Genomic DNA, 17,058 nt, shown 5'->3' with positions numbered 1-17,058 from the left:
CGTCCAACGCGCCGAGCCGATCACAGAACCGCAGGTGACCACTGGGGGCGGGCATCGGGTCATGGGTTTCGGGTCTGGTAGGCCTCCCGGCTGGCCTCGATGTGCGAGACGTGCTCGATGGCCCAGCCGGCGAGAGCCAATGCGGGGGGAATGAGGCTCTTGCCGGTGGGGGTCAGCGCGTATTCGACCCGGGGCGGTACCTCGGCGTACACCGTCCGGGAGACCAGGCCGTCGCGTTCGAGGTTCCGGAGCGTCAGGGTCAACATGCGCTGGGAGATCCCGGGGATCTGCTGGTGCAGATCGGTGAAGCGCACGCTTCCCCGATCGAGGGTCGCCACGATCAGCAACGTCCACTTGTTGCAGATGCGGTCGAGGATGGCGCGGATCGTCCGCCCTCCATCTCCTCGGATCATGCAGGTGTGCTCGTACTCAGACATGACAGTCCTCTGTGTGTAACGCACATGCATGTGCCTTTTGTAGGGCTTTCAATAGTGACGCATCATGAGGCTGCTTACGACTGGTAACCATCGTTGCCGGCGCCACGTCACGTGCCTCCGAGGTGTCACTCATGGAGATCTCCTACTGGATCGTCGCGGCGCTCCTGGCCGTCTTCTACCTCTACGCCGGAGGCAAGAAGGTCATCCAGAGCCAGGAGCGGCTCCAGCCGATGATGGGCTGGGTCGACACCGTTCCCATGCCGCTCGTCCGCCTGATCGGAGTCCTGGAAGTCCTCGGCTCCGCCGGTCTGATCCTGCCGCCGCTGACCGGGATCGCACCCTGGCTCGCCATCGCCGCGGCGATCGGCCTCGTTCTGATCCAGATCGGCGGCATCGCGGTTCACCTGAGCCGCGACGAGGTCCGGCAGATCGGCCTCAACATCGTCCTCCTGGCGGCCGCCGCGGCAACCGCCTGGCTCGGCACCATCTGGCTCTGAACCGTCCGCCCACCGTCCCGGAGGAAGACCAGCGGCTACAGGAGCAGATACGCCAGGGCGCGGAGGAGCTCGGCGTGGAGTACATCGCCGAACGGGCGTCCGGCCTGTCCGAGCTGTCGCTCGATGCGGTGCTCAAGATGATCGAGGCGATGCGCCGCGCCGAGGGCCTGGACCAGCGACCCAACCTGGGCACCAACAGCGACGTAGACGGGAAGTAGACAGCGGCAGTCAGGGACCCGGGTAGTCTTTCCGGGCCCGGCCGAAAGGTTCCGAATTGCCGTCCCCCACGCTGCTGGCTGCCTTATCGGCGGCGCCCATCCCCCACCCGTTCACCCTGGACGCCTTCATTGACCGCGTCCGCACCGAACGGCAGCGCCCGCTACACATGCACGACCTGCCCATCGAGGCCAGCGGCGCCGTGACCGGGCTGTGGTTCGGCACCCGAAACGCCGACCACATCTTCATAGCCCCCGGCGCATCCGGGCTGCTGCAAGTCAACATCGCCCTGCACGAGATCAGCCACATGCTGCTGAAGCACGGCCGCGTCGGCGGCGACGTCGAAGAGTTCATGCGCCGCATGATCGGCCCCATCGTGGGAATCGCCGGACGCGGCCGATACGAAACCGAGTGGGAACGCGACGCCGAAAAGCTCGCCACCCTCATCCTGACGCGCGCCCACACCCCGCCCGAAGAGGGCGACGAGGGCCTGCGCCGCCTGTCCAAAACCTTCGGATACGAGACATAGGGGCCCCGTGTGAGCCTTTTCGCGTGGTTAGCCATGATCCTGTTGTGGGGGGCGTCGCTCTCCCGCGTCCGGCCGGCGCTGCGAGCGCTGAAACAGGGCAAGTCGCTGGAGCAGGTGATGCTGTGGGGGGCGTTCACCGGCCTGGCCATGTCCAGGGTGTTCACCGCGCCGCCGATCGTGGCGTGGCTGGACGCCACCACCGGCACCGAGGTGGCCACGCTGATGCGACACCTGACCGGCCTGTTGAGCGCCACCTGCCTGCTCGCGTACGTGGAGGCGATCACCCGGCACGGGCGGTCGTCGTGGGCCCGCTGGATCTGGCCCACCGCCGCCGTGGTGATGGCGGTCCTCATCGCCATGTTCGCGGCCAGGGGCGGCCGCATCTACTGGGTGGAAGGCGCGCACGCCCCGTTCCCCACCGCGCCGACCGGCCGCGTCTACCTGCTGGTGTTCGACTTCTGGTTGATGACCTGCCTCGCGGCGGCCGGCTCGATGTTCGGCCGGTACGTGCGGGGCGCGCCGCCGCTGCTGCGGCTCGGCCTGGTGCTGTCCACGCTCGGCATGGTCGCCGGGGTGATCAACCGGGCGCACGTCATGACGGTCAACCTCGTCACGCTGCTCGACCCGGACACCACCCTGCGGGAGATTCCGGTCTTCGGCCAGATGACGCTCCTGCTCTGCATCGTCGGCATCACCCTCGGCACCTCGATCCCGGCCTGGCGGACGGGCGTGGCCAAGCTGCGCGACCGGGCCGCGCTGCGCGAGCTCGCGCCGCTGTGGAACGCGCTCACCGCCCAGTACCCGGACCTGACCCTGCCGATGGACGTCGACCTGCGGGCCCGCGTCGTACGGCGGGTGCTGGAGATCCGCGACGGCATGCTCAACCTGACGTCGATCAGCGAGGCGCCGTCGAGCGAAGACCCCGCCAAGGTGGCCCGATGGGTCGCCGACGCCCTGCGGGCTGCCCGCACCGGGCGCCCGCCCGGGGTGCCGTCCGGGCGGATCCCGGGCCCCGATTTCGCCGGTGACATGGAGAAGGAGACGCAGTGGTTGCGACAGGTCGCGACGAAGTTCACGCAGGTCGACGGCCGGGCGGTCGCGTCGCCCGTCTCGTAACGGACGTGTTCGCTCCGATGTGGATCGTGATCAGCCTGCCCCTGGTGGTGGGCGCGGTCACGTCGGGGTGGGCCGGGCTGGGCTGGGGGGCGCTCGCCGCCGGGCTGTGCGGCGGCGTCCCTGCGGTCATCATCTTCGGCGGGGTGCGGAAGGGCTGGTTCGGGGACTGGCACATCGGGGAGCGGAGTCAACGGCCCAAGCTGGTGGCCGTCATCGTGGCCCTGGTCCTCGTCGCCCTGGCCCTGCTGGTGGCGCTCGGCGCTCCCACGGTGATGGTGGCGTGCGTGGTCATCATGCTCGCGACGCTCGCCGTGGTGGGCCCGATCACCCTGCGGTGGAAGATCTCGTTCCACACCGCCGTGGCGGCCGGGTCGGTGGTGATGCTCGCGTGGGTGCTGCCCGCGCCCGCCGTGGTGCTCGCGGCCGGCGCCGTGGTGGTGGCGTTGATCGGGTGGGCTCGCGCGGAGATCCGCGACCACACGCCGGCCCAGGCTTTGGCGGGTGCTGCGGCTGGAGCCATGGCGACTGGCGCGACGCTCGCCCTACTCCTTTAAAGGCTAGGGATTAGGACGGCACCGGACACGACGAGCTGAACGATCAGGACAGCGATCTGTACTGCGGCGCGGGCTGATTCCAGGGTGATGGGCTTCGTGGTCGTACCTCCCGGATGGCGATCACGATGGCCCTCCCAGAGAAGCCTCATCAGCGCCACCACTGGGTCAGCCGGAGCAGGTGTCCCGTCCCCAGCGTCGACTACCAAGGTGTAGGGCGAGCTGCTGTTCTCCAGCTTCCTCAACACCGTGCCCAGCGTCGGCTTCGGCGTTCCGGGGAGGTACACCGGGATAGTCGCAGCCTCTACCGCCTTCACAGCCTGGCTGTACGCCTCGCTCGGGTCGGGCTGCAGCCCGTAAGCCTTATCCCACGCCTTCCGCAAGCATGTCGAAGTGTCGTCGTCCGCCGCAGCGAGAGCGGCATCGACGGATGAACGGACGGCTCCGTCGACACGCTCCTCCAGGCCGCTCAGATCACGGTTGACCTGCCACACCGACCCGGCCTCAGCGAGACGGAATCCCAGCTCCTTAACGTGGATGACCCACAGTACGCGCTCCCTCTGAACCGCGACATCGGTCGCGTTGGCCAAGGGCTCCTTGATGGCCAGCACGGCGTCGACCAGAACAAGGAGATCGTCCCCCTGGTAGAGCCACTCTCGGATGAGCCCAGAGCTGCCAGGATCGACGTAGATCACCTCATTACGTAGTCGAAGCCTGAGCGATTCCAGCAGGTCGCTCCCCACGCGCTTGGTGACGGGCCCGTCGCTCCCCCTGTCCTTGGCGACGGCCTGGAAAAGCCACTGTCGCAGTGTGGGAGCGAGGTAGTCGGGCACCCCCTTCACGAGTTCACGGGGGCCGGCCGATCCGTTCCCGCGCTCGTTCAGAGGGCGCCACGGCGGGTTGTCTACTCCAGTCATGGAACAACCGTAGGGACTCGCCGCCTAATTTTGGTAACGCCTTTCAGCCGGTCACTTCGCCGAGGCCGCCTTCTGGCCGGCCTGCCACGTGGTCTTGTCCACGGTGCCGGTGACGAGGACCTTGGCCTTGGTCTGGAACTTCCGCGTCGCCGTGGTGGAGCCGGCGCCGTACACGCCGTCCACGTCGACGTCGTAGCCCAGCTTGTCGAGGAGGGCCTGCCACGCTTCGACGTCGGCGCCCTTCATCATGGTCTTGCCCTTGGTGTAGACGAGGGTCCGGGACCAGGCGACGGGCTTGGCGGGCTTGCCGTCCACCTCGGCCTTGACCAGGGCCAGGAACTTGTCCCACGGGAAGCCGACGCCGGGGTCGGTGTGGGAGCCGGTGCCCGGGTACGCCTTGGTGACGTCGACGTGGGCGCAGAACCCCTTCTGCCCGGCGCGGACCTGGGCGGGGGTGAGGTGCTTGATCGGGATGTTGTACTTCTTCACCCAGGCCGCGGCGACCTTGGCGGCGTTCTTCAGAGTGGCGAGGCTGAACGCGTCGAGCCACTGGGCGCGGGTCTGGCGGGCGTAGCCGGTGAGCTCGATGTGCAGCCCGTCTGCGTTGGCGTTCGGCGCGCACCACGCGGTGTCGCCGTCGTCGACGCAGCGCACGGCGCTGTTGGAGTCCACGCACACGTGGGCGTCTTGGAGCAGGCACTTGCCAATACATGACTGAATCCGGCTACCATCGCCATATGGCGATTGATAGTGGCCGCTGTGTCAGCGCCGACATCGCCGCGGCATCCCTCCGGCGGCCGCGCTGTTCCACTCCCTGGCCGACCAGGCCCGGCTGTGGATCGTGGCCCGGCTGGCCCGCGGCGAGGCCCGTGTGGTCGACCTCGTCGCCGAACTCGGCCTGGCCCAGTCCACCGTCTCCAAGCACCTGGCCTGCCTGCGCGACTGCCACCTGGTCGACTACCGCGCCGAAGGCCGCCAGTCCTTCTACTCCCTGACCCGGCCCGAACTGATGGACCTGCTCGCCTCCGCCGAGCAGTTGCTCGCCGCGACCGGCCACGCCGTCACGCTGTGGCCCACCCCCTCGCGAGAGAAGCAGTGACATGACCGCGCTCGACCTCCCCGGCCTGGGCCCCTCCCCCGCCCGGCGCGCCTCCCTGCAGCGCCACATCCGGTTGCTCGTGGCCGCCACCATCACCTACAACGTGATCGAAGCCGTCGTGGCCATCACCGCCGGCGCCGCCGCCTCCTCGGCCGCGCTGATCGGCTTCGGCCTCGACTCCGTCGTCGAGGTCGCCTCGGCCGCCGCAGTCGCCTGGCAGTTCTCCGTCGCCGACCACGAGGCCCGGGAGAAGACGGCGCTGCGCGTCATCGCCATCTCCTCCTTCGCGCTGGCCGCCTACGTCACCTTCGACGCCGGGCGCGCCCTGCTCGGCGCCGGCGAGGCCGAACACTCCACCCCCGGCCTGATCCTGGCCGCGCTCTCCCTGCTGGTCATGCCGTTCCTGTCGGCCGCCCAGCTCCGCGCCGGCCGCGAGCTCGGCTCCGCCTCAGCCGTGGCCGACTCCAAGCAGACCCTGCTGCGCACCTACCTGTCGCCCGTGCTGCTGACGGGACTGGCGCTCAGCGTCCGCCGCCGCGACCGACGAGGGCGGCGTCCTTGCCGGCCAGGGCAAGGGCGAAGCGCGGCGCGAAGACGGCCGACTCGATCGCGAGCCGCCGCCGGGCCGCCTGGGCGGCGAGCGGGGTGCGGTCGAGGACGCGCCAGGTGACCTCGCGGGGCAGGCCGAGGCCGTCGGCGACCGCCAGTGCCTCGCCGAGCAGTCCGATGGTGCCCAGCAGAGCGAAGTTGGCGATCAACTTGGCCGCGGCGCCGGTGCCCGCGGGGCCGAGATGGACGAGCTCGCCGTCACCGGAGGTGTGCCCGCTGGCCAGGCACTCCACGAACGGCCGGGTCTCCTCCACCGACAGTCCCAGGCCTAGGAGCTCCCTGATCTCCTGCACCTGACGGACGGCCACCGGTTCGTAGTGCCGGTAGCCGTTGGGCAGCCGTCGCGGCGTCACCAACCCGGCCTTCTCGTAATAGCGCAAGGCCCGAACCGTCACGTTGGTCCGGCGAGCCAGCTCTCCCACTGGCATGCCCTCACGCTGCGTGCTGGAGCACGGCACTCCTCGCAGGCCGACCGGGCGCCTCTTCCTGGCAGGCTGCCCGGACGGAAGCGCCTAGTTCGCTCCCCCGGCAGGTGTTGCCTGGGCGGCCTCGGGCTGCTCGGCACTCAGCGAGTCGATCAGCGCGTCGGCCTCGGCGTTGCGTACCGGAGCGACAAGGCCGACGAGCACGAACACCACCAGCGCGGACAGGACCGGGGCGGCCACCTCCACGGTCTGGCCCTGACCGGGGAAGACGTACTTCACCAGCGCGAAGACCACCAGTCCGGTCGCCCAGGATCCGATCGCGGCCGCGGGACCGCAGCGGCGGAACATCGGCAGCATGCCGAGCAGCATCGGGATGGCGATCGGACCGACCAGCGCGCCGAACCAGAGGATCAGCAGGCCCAGCACGCCGCCGAAGCTGTCCACGCTGAGTGCGATGCCCATCGACAGCGCGATGAACAGGGACGTCGACACCCGACCGGCCAGCAGCTCGGACTTGGACGACAGCCGGTGTGCCCGCTTCCACACCGCGGGGATGATGTCCCTGATCACCACCGAGGAGATCGCGTTGGCGTCGGAGGACGTCATCGCCATCGTGTGCGCGAACATTCCGGCGAGCACGAGGCCGATGAGCCCGCCGGGCAGCAGCTGCTGGGTCAGCAGCGCGTAGGACTGGTCGGGCTCGGCCAGGTTGGGGAGCAGGACGGGCGCGGCCCACATCGGGAAGAACAGCACGAGCGGCCAGAAGAGGTAGAGGCCCGCGGAGAACAGAGCGGCGCGCCTGGCCGAGTCCCCGGTCGGCGCCGCGATGAAGCGCTGGGCGAGGTTCCAGGTCCCGCCGTTGTAGGAGAGCGTGTTGATCAGCAGGTAGACGAGGACGAATCCCACGGTGTACTTGTCGTTGAACGGCTGGCCGTGTCCTTCGGGAAGCCGGTCCCACAGCGTCCAGATCCCGGAAACGCCACCGAGTTTGGCGAGCACCGCGACGAACAGCGTGATCCCCGCGACGAGCTGGATGACGAACTGGCCGAGGTCGGTGAGCGCGTCAGCCCACAGCCCGCCGATCGTCGAGTAGATCAGCGTGACCCCTCCGGTGAGCAGCACGCCCCAGGCGATCGGCACGCCCGCGAACACCTGGAGCAGCAGCGCGGTCGCCGCCCACTTGGCGCCCACGTCGAAGACCTTGAGCGCGGTGCCGCTCCACGCGAGCACCTGCTGCGCCGGCACGTTGTAGCGGGTCGCGAGATATTCCAGCGGCGAGATGATCCCGAGCCGCTGCCGCAGCCTTGGCCAGCGCGGCGCGAACAGGAACGACCCGATCAGCATCGCGAACGTGATGCCGATCGCCCACCAGATGTAGAGGGTGAACCCGGCGGTGTAGGCGATGGCCGCGTAGCCGACGAAGACCGCCGAGCTGTAGCCCGACATGTGGTGGGAGATGCCTGACAGCCACCAGGGCATCTTGCCCCCGGCGGTGAAGAAGTCCTTGGCGTCGCGGATGCGGGATTTCGCCCAGACGCCGATCGCGATCATCACGCCGAAGTAGCCGCAGATCACTAGCCAGTCGAGAAAACCCATGAGATCTCCCAGGTCGGGGGTGGGGAGCGATGCAGGTCAGGCGCTGTGGACGAGCACGCCGTGCACGAAGGTGTGCAGGACGGACAGGTCGGGAGTGGTGACGATCAGGTCGGCGGGGGCGCCGGGTTCGATGCGGCCGCGACCGGTGCCGAGCAGCCGGGCCGGGTTCGCCGCGGCCATGCCCACGGCGGTGCCGAGCTCCACCTCGGTGTGCGTGACTGCCCAGGCGAGGCACTCGATCAGCGAGCTTCCCGAGCCGGCGAGCAGCTCACCGCCGGGCAGCGTCACCCGGCCGTCCTCGCGCACCGTGATCCGGCCGCCGACCGGGGTCGTGTAGTCGCCTGGAGCGCAGCCGGCCAGCGCGACGGAGTCGCTGACGAGCAGCGCGCGGCCGGTCCCCTTGGCGCGCAGCATCGCGGTGAACGTGTCGGCGGGCAGGTGGTGCCCGTCCGCGATGAAGGTCGCGGCGAGCCTGTCCTCGGCGAGCTGCGTCCAGATGTAGTTGGGATGCCTGCGGATCACCGCGTGCGCGCCGTTGCCCAGGTGGGTGGAGAGCCGCGCACCCGCCCGCACGGCCGCCTCGATGTCGGCGGGCGCCGCCGCGGTGTGCCCGATGGACGCGATGACGTTGCGCCGGGAGAGCTCGGCGATGTAGTCCACGGCGCCTGCCCGCTCGGGGGCCAGCGTGACGATCCTCACCAGCCCGCCGCCCGCCTCCTGCCAGCGCCCGAACTCGGCGATGTCGGGATCGCGCAGGTGATCGGCATCGTGCGCGCCCCGCGGACCGTCCGCGGGCGCCAGGTAGGGCCCCTCTACGTGCAGGGCGGGGATGGCATGCCTGACCAGCGGATCGGTCTGCCGTGCCGCCGCGATCACACGCAGGTTTCTCGTGATCTTGTCTTCCGGCGCGGTGATGATCGTGGGGCACAGCGTCGTGGTGCCGCGCCGCCACAGCTCGCGTACCAGCTCGACCACGTCGCCCGTCGATAGGTCGTCCGCGTTGAAGTCGCGCCCGCCGTACCCGTTGACCTGGATGTCCACCAGGCCCGGGAGGATGAGCGCGTCGGGTGCGTCACGGACCTCGGTGACCGCGGCGATCCGCTGCCCGTCCAGCTCGACGCGCACGGGACGCCCGTCCGCGAGCCTCCCTTCGATCGTCACCTTGCCTCCCCGGCGAGTGCCCTGGCGGCGGCCATGACCAGGCGGCCGGCGTCGGGCGTGAACGCGGCACGCAGCCCGTAGGCCCGGTGGGCCTCGCGGATCTCGTACCCGCCCGCGTCGTAGTGCGTCTCCGGATAGGGCAGGTAGCCGGGCACCCCGCCCGTGTAACCGGCGACGAGCAGCCCGGGATCGCCGAGCGCGGCACGCAGTTCCACGGCGAATTCGACGAAGGGCTCGCAGGGCAGGAAGACCAGCGGCACGCCGCCCCACCGATGCACGGCGACCTGGACCTCGACCGCCGCCGGCCCGTGGTCGGCCAGCTGGGCGAGCGCCCATCCCGCCCACATCCCGTCGGGTTCGTCCGCGAGCGTGCGCAGCTCACCGGGCGTGAGCGGGTCGCCGAGCGGCAGCTCGACGCGCGTGGCGGCCACCGACACCGGTCCGGCGACCGCTTCCGTGGCGGCGCCGAGCGCGGCCTCGCCCACCAGCGTCCCGATCCGTTCCGCGTCCTCGAAGGTCCTGCCCGGCCGCGGCTCGGTGCCGCGGAGGCTGTCGTGCGCGCTGTGCCCGGTGTTGAGCTGGCCGCAGCAGCCCTGGAGGAACACGGCCACACCGCCGATCCTGGACTCCAGGTGTCGCCGCGCGTAGCCGGGCCAGTCGGCGGTGAGCTGAAGGTTGTCGGGGCCGAGCGTCACCGGGTGGCAGGCGTGGGAGAACACGGTGGCGACGGGCTCGCCGTCCTCGCGCTCCAGTCGTACGACGGGGACCGCGGGGTCGGTGAGGGTCCCGCCGCGCCGGTTGTGCGCGACGCCGTCGAGGGTGCCGCACCCACGGCGGAGCACGGCGGGCGCGAGCGCGTCGAGCGCCGCGGCGCCGGCGGCGACGATCCGCGAGCAGGCATGCTCGACGTGTCGCGGGTCCGCGACGCCGCCGATGCCGCCCCGGGTCACCGCAGGTCCCGCGTGCGTGTGCGTCACCGCCACGGCCACCGACTCCTCCGGAAGGCCGGTGCGCTCGTGGAGGTCGCGTGCGATCCGCCGGACGGTGTCCGGGTCGAGCGCGATGAGGTCGGCGGAGATCACGACGGACGAGGCCGCGCCGTCGGAGACCGCCACAGCGGTGGCCAGCAGCGGGTCGTGTACCGCGGTGGAGGCGGAGGCCCGGGCGGCGTAACCGGCGAGCGAGCCGCCGACCGGAGGCGTGATGTCTGCGACCGCGGCCCCGGCGAGCAGCCGCCCCCCTTCGCTGATCACAGCCATCGGATCCGCCCCCGGAAGCGGTCGAGGAAGAGCGCGTTGCGCTCGTCGCCGTCCGGCGCGTTCCCGCTGCGCCAGATCGCGGGAACCGTGCCGCGCTCGGCCAGCTCGGCGATCGCCGCGGCCATGACGCAGTTGAGCGTGTAGGCGTTGGCGAACGTCGAGATCGCGCCGGTCCGCTCAGGGACCCCCTCGATCTCGAGTACGGCGTCGCCGATCGGCACCTTCGTGTCGATGTGCAGGTCGACGAGGTCGTGCAGGTTCTGCTTGGTGGGGTGCCTGGCCGGGTGGCCGGGCGCGGTCCGGTCGGCGTGTTCCCTGGAGGAGACGCCGATGACGGTGACGCCGCGCTCGCGGGCGGTCAGCGCGGCGTCGATGAGTGCGGCGTTGATGCCGTACGCGTTGACCAGGATGAGCAGGTCGCCCGCGTCGAGCCTGTTGTCCTCGATGACGACGCGGCCGTAACCGGGGGTGCGTTCGATCGCCATCGAGCGCAGCGCGCCGCCGGACAGCAGCGTGCCCTCGTCGAGGATCGCGCTGACGTTGACCAGGCCACCCGCGCGGAAGAACACCTCCTGCGCGGCGAGGTTCGAGTGCCCTCCCGGGCCGTAGACGTAGATCAGCCGGTCCGCCCCGTGCCGGGTGATGTGGTCGGCGATGAGCTTCGCCGCCGCCCCGACGGCGTCGGCCTCCTCGGTTTCGATCCTGCCGATCAGGCCGACGACCTGCTCGGCGTACGTCCGCATGAGCGACGTGTGCCGTCCGTTTTGCACCTGCAGGCTCCTCATGACCGATGAAAGCGATTGCAGGCATTTAAGACCATGTCCGAATCTCGGTCAAGAGGCTGAGCGTGGTCCCGTCGAGTCGCGCGCGACGAAGACGCCGGGCAGCCTGATGTGCTCCGGCGCGCCGCCCGGCGCCTCGATCTGCCTGGTCAGGATCTGGACCGCGGTGGCGCCGAGGTCGTCCATCGGCGCGGTCACCGTGGTCAGGCTCGGCGTCACGGTCCTTGCGAGAAGCACGTCGTCGCAGCCGACGACGCTGCGCTCCCCCGGCACGGCGACGCCGCGCGCGGCCAGCTCGGCGAGCACCCCGCACGCGGTGAGGTCGTCGAAGGCGAAGGCGGCGGTGGCGTCGGTGCCGAGCAGCGCGGCACCGGCCTGCCTGCCGCCCTTGAACGTCGCGCGGAACGGGCCGAGCTCCGCGAGCTCGACCCCGCGGCCCCGCGCCCATCGGCGGATCGCCTGCGAGCGCCGGGCCGCTGCCCAGGAGGCGCTCGGCCCCGCGAGCAGCGCGAACGAGCGGTGACCATGCTTGTAGAGATGCTCGCCCGCGTCGAAGAGCGCGCTGGTGTTGTCGCAGATCACCGAGGAGAGGTCACGCAGCGGGCGGTTGAGCAGGACGCAGGGAAGCCCCCTGGCGGCCTCGCGCAGCGCCGCCGACGACGAACGCGGTGAGGCCACGATCACCCCGTCCGCCCTGCTGCGGAACTGGGCGACGTGTCTCACTTCCGCCGCCGCGCTCTCCTCCGCGTCGACCAGCATGACCGAGCTCCCCAGCCGCTCCGCCGTACGCTGGATCGACCGCACGAGCAGCGGGAAGAACGGGTTGGTGATGTCGGAGACGATCAGCCCGACCATCTCGGCCCGGCCCGTGACCAGGCCGCGCGCGGCCGAGCTCGGCTGATAGCCGAGCTCGCGGGCGGCGGCCATGATCTGTTCCCTGACCGCCTCGCTCACCAGCTCCGGGCGGTTGAAGGCCCGCGACACGGTCGCGGCGGAGACGCCGCACCGCTGGGCGATGGAGTAGATCGTCGGCTTGCTCACGCCGCGCTCCTCAGCATTGGCTCGACCCGGCTTGACCGGAGTACTCTAGCGAAGCCAGAATCCATGCAATCGCTTTCATTGTTTCCTACGGAAAGGACGGCATGGGTTCCGAGCAGCCCGAGCGGATCGCCCGCAGGCAACTCGAAGACGTCATCCTCCCGTTCTGGCTCGAGAATGGCATCGACACCGAGCACGGCGGGTTCTTCACCTGCTTCGACAATCGCGGCCGGCGACGGCTGTCCACGAACAAGTTCACCTGGTCGCAGGGGCGTTTCGTCTGGCTGCTCGCCCGCGCCGCCCGGCTCGCCGACCGCGGCCTGCTCTCGCTGGACAGGCTGGGCTTCGACCCCGGCACGCTCGTACGGCACGCGGAACGCGGCGCGTCCTTCCTCCTCGAGCACGCCGTCCGGCCTGACGGCCAGTGCGCCTACGTCCTGGACGAGCGGGGCGGAACCGCGCTCGACGAGAAGGGCGGGCCGCTGCCCGCGGAGCGCAGCATCTTCGCTGACGCCTTCGTCGCCATGGGGCTCGCCGAACTCACCAGATACACCGGCTCGCCCGATCACCTTCCCACGATCGATCTGATCGTCCAGCGGATCGCGGACGACGTGGAGGCAGGCGATCCCCCGACCCCGCCGTACCCGCTGCCGCCCGGCTGCTCGGGGTTCGGCGCCCGGATGATCGTCCTCAACGCCAGGCTCGACCAGGCACGCGCGCACCAGGCGGCGGCCGGCACGCAGGCGCCCGGAACCGCGGTCCCCTACGCGGACGAGCTGCGCGCCGCGCGCCGGGCCATGATCGCGCACCGGGAGGACAGCGGCCTGTTCACCGAGACGTTCGTGGCCGACCCCGGCAAGGGGGACACGGTCCTGGCCAGGCACCGCACCCCCGGGCACGCGTTGGAGGGGATCTGGATGGCGCTGGAGGCTGGCCAACTGCTCGGCGAGACCGGCGACGACGGCGACCTGGTCGCCAGCGTCTCCGCCCTGTGCGAGGCCGGGTGGGACGACGAGCACGGCGGGCTGTTCCGATACGTCGGCGTCTCCGGCCGGCCGTACGGCGGGCCGTACGAAGACCTGGTCAGGCGGACCTGGTCGACCAAGCTGTGGTGGGTCCACACCGAAGCCGCCTACGCCACCCGGCTGGCGGCCGAGCGCTACGGGGACCGGGAGGCGGCCGGCTGGTTCGACCGCGTCTGGGACTACACGCTTGGCACGTTCCCCGGCGGAGCGGACGGCGAGGAGTGGGTCCAGATCAGAGACCGGGCCGGAGCTCCACTCGACGAGGTGGTCGCCCTGCCGGTCAAGGACCCGTACCACATCTCCAGGAACCTCATGCAGATCGTGGAGCTCAGCGAACTCGGCGCTCAGGGAGAACAGCCGTGACAGCCACGAACACGGACCCCGTGATCCAGCGGGTCGCCGGACACCTCGATGTCCGGATATTTAGCGACAGGGCGGAGTCGGGCGCCGCGGCGGCGCGTGCCGCGGCAGCGGCGTTGCGCACGGCGCTCGCCACCCGCGACGAGGCCAGGGTGGTCTTCGCGGCCGCGCCCTCGCAGCGGGAGACGCTGGCGGGCCTGCGCGCGGCCGAAGGGATCGACTGGTCCAGGGTCGTCGTCTTCCACATGGACGAGTACATCGGCCTGCCCGGGGACGCGCCCCAGCGGTTCGGCCGCTTCCTCCACCACGAGCTCTGGAACGCCGTACGGCCGGGCGCCGTCCACGTCATCGAACCGGGCGACGACCCGGAGGCGGAGAGCGCGCGCTACGCCGAGCTGCTCGGCCGCGGCCCGATCGACCTGGTCTGCCTGGGCATCGGCGACAACGGCCACCTGGCGTTCAACGATCCTCCGGTGGCCGACTTCGCCGATCCCCTCGCGGTCAAGGTCGTCGAGCTCGACGACGCCTGCCGGCGGCAGCAGGTCAGCGACGGGTGCTTCGCCACGCTCGCGGACGTGCCCGAGCGGGCGATCACGCTGACCGTTCCCACGCTGATGGCCGGGCGCACGCTCGTCGCCACCGTGCCTGGCGCGAACAAGAAGGCAGCGCTCGCCGCCGCGCTCGACGAGCCGGTCGCCGAGAGCTGCCCCGCCTCCGTCCTGCGCACCCACCCGGACTGCACGCTCTTCGCCGACCTGGAGGCCTACCAGTGAGAATCACCGACGCCAAGGTCATCGTCACCAGCCCGGGCAGGAACTTCGTCACCCTGAAGATCACGACCTCGGACGGCGTCACCGGCATCGGCGACGCGACGCTCAACGGCAGGGAGCTCGCGGTCGCCTCCTACCTGCGCGACCACGTCTGCCCGCTGCTCATCGGCCGCGACCCCGCGCGCATCGAGGACACGTGGCAGTACCTCTACCGTGGCGCGTACTGGAGGCGCGGCCCGGTCACGATGACCGCGATCGCGGCCGTCGACACCGCGCTGTGGGACATCAAGGGCAAGGTGGCCGGGCTGCCCGTCTACCAGCTGCTCGGCGGGCGCTCGCGCGAGGGCGTCACGGTGTACGGCCACGCCAACGGCGAGACGGTTCCCGAGGTGCTCGACGAGGTCGCGAAGTACGTCGACCTCGGCTACCGCGCGGTCCGCGTGCAGTGCGGCGTCCCCGGGCTCGACGCGACCTACGGCGTCAGCCAGGACAAGATGTTCTACGAGCCCGCTGACGCGAAGCTGCCCAGCGAGGCCACCTGGTCGACCGAGCGCTACCTGCGCGTCGTGCCCGAGCTGTTCGCCGCCGTCCGCGACCGCTTCGGCTTCGACCTGCACGTCCTGCACGACATCCACCACCGGCTTACCCCGATCGAGGCCGGCGGGCTCGGTTCCCGGCTGGAGGAGTACGCGCCGTTCTGGCTGGAGGATCCGGTGCCCGCCGAGCTCCAGGAGGGGTTCCGGCTGATCAGGCAGCACACCACGGCGCCGATCGCGGTCGGCGAGGTGTTCAACTCGATCTGGGACTGCGAGCGGCTGATCCGCGAGCAGCTCATCGACTACATCCGGGCCACGGTCGTCCACGCGGGCGGGATCACCCACCTGCGGCGGATCTTCGACCTCGCCGCGCTCCACCACGTGCGCACCGGCTCGCACGGCGCCACCGATCTCTCCCCCGTCTGCATGTCGGCCGCCCTCCACCTGGACATCGCCGTCCCCAACTTCGGCATCCAGGAGTACATGCGGCACACCGAGGCCACCGACGAGGTGTTCCCGCACGGATACCGCTTCGCCGACGGTTACCTCCATCCGAGCGAGGAGCCCGGCCTCGGCGTCGACATCGACGAGAAACTCGCCGCCCGTTACCCCTACGAAGCCGCCTACCTGCCGGTCAACCGGCTGATGGACGGGAGCGTGCACAGTTGGTAAGGCTCAGCCGCGCCACGCTGTCCAGGGTCGCGCCCGCCGCGCGCCCGCTCGCCGAGCCGCGCCTCACCGGCGTCGTGCACCTGGGAATCGGCGCCTTCCACCGGGCCCACCAGGCCGTCTACACCGAGCGCGCCATGGCCGCGACCGGCGACGACCGCTGGGGCATCTGCGGAGCCAGCCAGCGCAGCACCGACGTGGCCGACCGGCTCCGCCCGCAGGACTGCCTGTACGGCGTGCGCGCCGGCGACGAGATCCGCGTGGTCGGATCCGTGCGCGAGGTGCTCGCTCCCGGTGGCGACCTCGCCGCACGGCTGGCCGCGCCGCAGACCGCGGTCGTCACCCTGACCATCACGGAGAAGGCGTACCGCCGCGACCTGCCGCCCGGCGGACCGCCCACCGCGATCGGGCGGCTCGTCGCCGGGCTACGCGCCCGGGCCGCCGCGGACGCGGGCCCGCTCACCGTCGTCTCCTGCGACAACCTGCCCGACAACGGCGCGACCCTCGCCGGACTCGTGGCAGAACTGTGCGAGCCGCCGCTGCTCCAGTGGGTCGAGGAGAACGTCAGGTTCCCCGCCACCATGGTGGACCGGATCGTCCCCGCGATCACGCAGGCCGACCTGGACGACATGGCCGCCAGGCTCGGCGTGACCGACCTGGGCGCCGTCGTCACCGAGCCGTTCACGCAGTGGGTGATCGAGGATTCCTTCGCCGGGGACCGACCGGCGTGGGACAAGGCGGGCGCGCTCCTGGTGGGTGACGTCCGGCCGTACGAGCGCATGAAGCTGCGCCTGCTCAACGGCAGCCACTCGGCCATCGCCTACCTGTCGGGCGCGGCGCTCGTGTCCGAGGCCGTGGGCGATCCCGCGTTCGCCGGGTTCCTTCGCCGGCTGATGGACGACGACCTCTCACCCACCTTGGACGGGCTGGACGGGTTCGACCTCGCGGGGTACAAGGAGTCGCTGTTGGCCAGGTTCGCCAACCCCGGCCTGCGGCACCGCGTCGCGCAGATCGCGGTGGACGGCTCGCAGAAGCTGCCGCAGCGCCTGCTCGACCCGGCGCGCGACCTGCTGGCCGGCGGGCACGAGCCCCGCTGGATCGCGCTGGCAGTGGCCGGGTGGATGCGGCACGTCACCACGGCTCGCGAGCTGGACGACCCGCTGGCCGACCGGCTGCGCGGCGACGGAACGGCCTCCGCCGCGGCCACCGTGAACCGCCTGCTGTCGCTCGAGGAGATCTTCGGCGCCGACCTCCAGGAGAACGAAGTCTTCCGCGACCTGGTCACGGACTGCCTGGCACGGATCAACGCCGACGGCGTCCCTGCCACCCTCCGCGCGCTCGACGCCGGTTCGCCGTGAATCGATCACGCACGAGGCACTCTGGTGGCGAAGGCCTCAGGTGAACCCGCTCGTCGATGGGCGGCCGGGGCTTGGAGTATGGCCGGCTCTACCCGCATGACGGGGCCT

At 70.8% G+C, this 17,058-nt stretch carries 19 protein-coding genes and 1 pseudogene; 11 read left to right on the top strand and 9 right to left on the bottom strand.

What is annotated here, in order from left to right; translation table 11 throughout:
* Positions 1 to 59: 59 nt before the first annotated feature.
* Positions 60 to 437: a winged helix-turn-helix transcriptional regulator gene (locus tag V5E28_RS30145; RefSeq protein WP_336211868.1), complete on the bottom strand. Its 378-nt coding sequence runs from the start codon at positions 435 to 437 to the stop codon at positions 60 to 62.
* Between the two features lie 131 nt (positions 438 to 568).
* Here V5E28_RS30145 and V5E28_RS30140 point away from each other — a divergent pair, with 131 nt between their 5' ends.
* The 5 genes from V5E28_RS30140 to V5E28_RS30120 all read left to right on the top strand — a co-directional run bounded on the left by V5E28_RS30140 (position 569) and on the right by V5E28_RS30120 (position 3,349).
* Entirely contained in the window at positions 569 to 934 is a 366-nt protein-coding gene (locus V5E28_RS30140; protein ID WP_336211866.1) for a DoxX family protein, read from the top strand.
* A gap of 74 nt (positions 935 to 1,008) precedes the next feature.
* Entirely contained in the window at positions 1,009 to 1,152 is a 144-nt protein-coding gene (locus V5E28_RS30135) for a hypothetical protein (protein ID WP_336211864.1), read from the top strand.
* Between the two features lie 56 nt (positions 1,153 to 1,208).
* Positions 1,209 to 1,679 carry a hypothetical protein gene (locus tag V5E28_RS30130; protein WP_336211863.1) on the top strand — a complete coding sequence of 157 codons (471 nt, stop codon included), beginning with the start codon at positions 1,209 to 1,211 and terminating at the stop codon, positions 1,677 to 1,679.
* Between the two features lie 33 nt (positions 1,680 to 1,712).
* Positions 1,713 to 2,795 carry an MAB_1171c family putative transporter gene (locus V5E28_RS30125; RefSeq protein WP_336211862.1) on the top strand — a complete coding sequence of 361 codons (1,083 nt, stop codon included), beginning with the start codon at positions 1,713 to 1,715 and terminating at the stop codon, positions 2,793 to 2,795.
* A 5-nt stretch (positions 2,796 to 2,800) separates the two neighbouring features.
* Entirely contained in the window at positions 2,801 to 3,349 is a 549-nt protein-coding gene (locus tag V5E28_RS30120) for a hypothetical protein (RefSeq protein ID WP_336211861.1), read from the top strand.
* Here V5E28_RS30120 and V5E28_RS30115 read toward each other — a convergent pair.
* Entirely contained in the window at positions 3,346 to 4,263 is a 918-nt protein-coding gene (locus V5E28_RS30115) for a hypothetical protein (RefSeq protein ID WP_336211860.1), read from the bottom strand. The two genes, V5E28_RS30120 and V5E28_RS30115, sit on opposite strands and share 4 nt — an antisense overlap.
* Positions 4,264 to 4,314: 51 nt before the next feature.
* On the bottom strand, positions 4,315 to 4,941 hold the full coding sequence (locus V5E28_RS30110) for a peptidoglycan recognition protein family protein (RefSeq protein WP_336211859.1): 627 nt from the start codon (positions 4,939 to 4,941) through the stop codon (positions 4,315 to 4,317).
* Positions 4,942 to 5,047: 106 nt separating this feature from the next.
* On the opposite strand from V5E28_RS30110, the gene V5E28_RS30105 reads away from it, so the two are divergent.
* Together V5E28_RS30105 and V5E28_RS30100 are read left to right on the top strand one after the other, a co-directional pair.
* Complete coding sequence (locus V5E28_RS30105) at positions 5,048 to 5,362, top strand: ArsR/SmtB family transcription factor (RefSeq protein ID WP_336211909.1); 315 nt, start codon at positions 5,048 to 5,050, stop codon at positions 5,360 to 5,362.
* Between the two features lies 1 nt (position 5,363).
* Entirely contained in the window at positions 5,364 to 6,032 is a 669-nt protein-coding gene (locus V5E28_RS30100) for a cobalt transporter (protein ID WP_336211858.1), read from the top strand.
* Here the strand turns inward: V5E28_RS30100 and V5E28_RS30095 are convergent.
* The 6 genes and pseudogenes from V5E28_RS30095 to V5E28_RS30070 all read right to left on the bottom strand — a co-directional run.
* Positions 5,965 to 6,399: pseudogene (locus tag V5E28_RS30095) on the bottom strand (MerR family transcriptional regulator); the annotation flags it as partial. The gene V5E28_RS30100 and the pseudogene V5E28_RS30095 overlap by 68 nt on opposite strands.
* A gap of 84 nt (positions 6,400 to 6,483) precedes the next feature.
* On the bottom strand, positions 6,484 to 7,992 hold the full coding sequence (locus V5E28_RS30090; RefSeq protein ID WP_336211856.1) for a sodium:solute symporter family protein: 1,509 nt from the start codon (positions 7,990 to 7,992) through the stop codon (positions 6,484 to 6,486).
* 36 nt (positions 7,993 to 8,028) lie between these two features.
* Positions 8,029 to 9,153 carry an N-acetylglucosamine-6-phosphate deacetylase gene (locus V5E28_RS30085; RefSeq protein WP_336211854.1) on the bottom strand — a complete coding sequence of 375 codons (1,125 nt, stop codon included), beginning with the start codon at positions 9,151 to 9,153 and terminating at the stop codon, positions 8,029 to 8,031.
* Complete coding sequence (locus tag V5E28_RS30080; RefSeq protein WP_336211853.1) at positions 9,150 to 10,412, bottom strand: neutral/alkaline non-lysosomal ceramidase N-terminal domain-containing protein; 1,263 nt, start codon at positions 10,410 to 10,412, stop codon at positions 9,150 to 9,152. The genes V5E28_RS30085 and V5E28_RS30080 overlap by 4 nt, the downstream gene beginning before the upstream one ends.
* A complete protein-coding gene (locus tag V5E28_RS30075; protein WP_336211852.1) occupies positions 10,403 to 11,182 on the bottom strand; it encodes a sugar isomerase domain-containing protein in 780 nt (259 codons plus the stop codon). The genes V5E28_RS30080 and V5E28_RS30075 overlap by 10 nt, the downstream gene beginning before the upstream one ends.
* A gap of 63 nt (positions 11,183 to 11,245) precedes the next feature.
* Positions 11,246 to 12,235 carry a LacI family DNA-binding transcriptional regulator gene (locus tag V5E28_RS30070; RefSeq protein WP_336211850.1) on the bottom strand — a complete coding sequence of 330 codons (990 nt, stop codon included), beginning with the start codon at positions 12,233 to 12,235 and terminating at the stop codon, positions 11,246 to 11,248.
* Between the two features lie 101 nt (positions 12,236 to 12,336).
* Between V5E28_RS30070 and V5E28_RS30065 the strand changes: the two genes are divergently transcribed.
* Genes V5E28_RS30065 through V5E28_RS30050 form a run of 4 tightly spaced genes read left to right on the top strand, consistent with a single transcriptional unit; the run spans position 12,337 to position 16,950 of the window.
* Positions 12,337 to 13,620 carry an AGE family epimerase/isomerase gene (locus V5E28_RS30065; RefSeq protein WP_336211849.1) on the top strand — a complete coding sequence of 428 codons (1,284 nt, stop codon included), beginning with the start codon at positions 12,337 to 12,339 and terminating at the stop codon, positions 13,618 to 13,620.
* Positions 13,617 to 14,390 (top strand): 6-phosphogluconolactonase, encoded by a 774-nt coding sequence (locus V5E28_RS30060; RefSeq protein WP_336211847.1) that lies wholly within the window; start codon positions 13,617 to 13,619, stop codon positions 14,388 to 14,390. Before V5E28_RS30065 ends, V5E28_RS30060 begins: the two co-directional genes overlap by 4 nt.
* On the top strand, positions 14,387 to 15,595 hold the full coding sequence (manD, locus tag V5E28_RS30055; RefSeq protein WP_336211845.1) for a D-mannonate dehydratase ManD: 1,209 nt from the start codon (positions 14,387 to 14,389) through the stop codon (positions 15,593 to 15,595). Before V5E28_RS30060 ends, manD begins: the two co-directional genes overlap by 4 nt.
* A complete protein-coding gene (locus tag V5E28_RS30050) occupies positions 15,589 to 16,950 on the top strand; it encodes a mannitol dehydrogenase family protein (RefSeq protein ID WP_336211844.1) in 1,362 nt (453 codons plus the stop codon). The genes manD and V5E28_RS30050 overlap by 7 nt, the downstream gene beginning before the upstream one ends.
* The last annotated feature ends 108 nt before the right edge of the window (positions 16,951 to 17,058 follow it).

It is taken from the genome of Nonomuraea sp. LPB2021202275-12-8, from assembly GCF_037044575.1.
GTDB lineage: Bacteria > Actinomycetota > Actinomycetes > Streptosporangiales > Streptosporangiaceae > Nonomuraea.
Note: the sequence above shows the minus strand (reverse complement) of the source record. Positions and strands in the feature narration are given on the sequence as shown.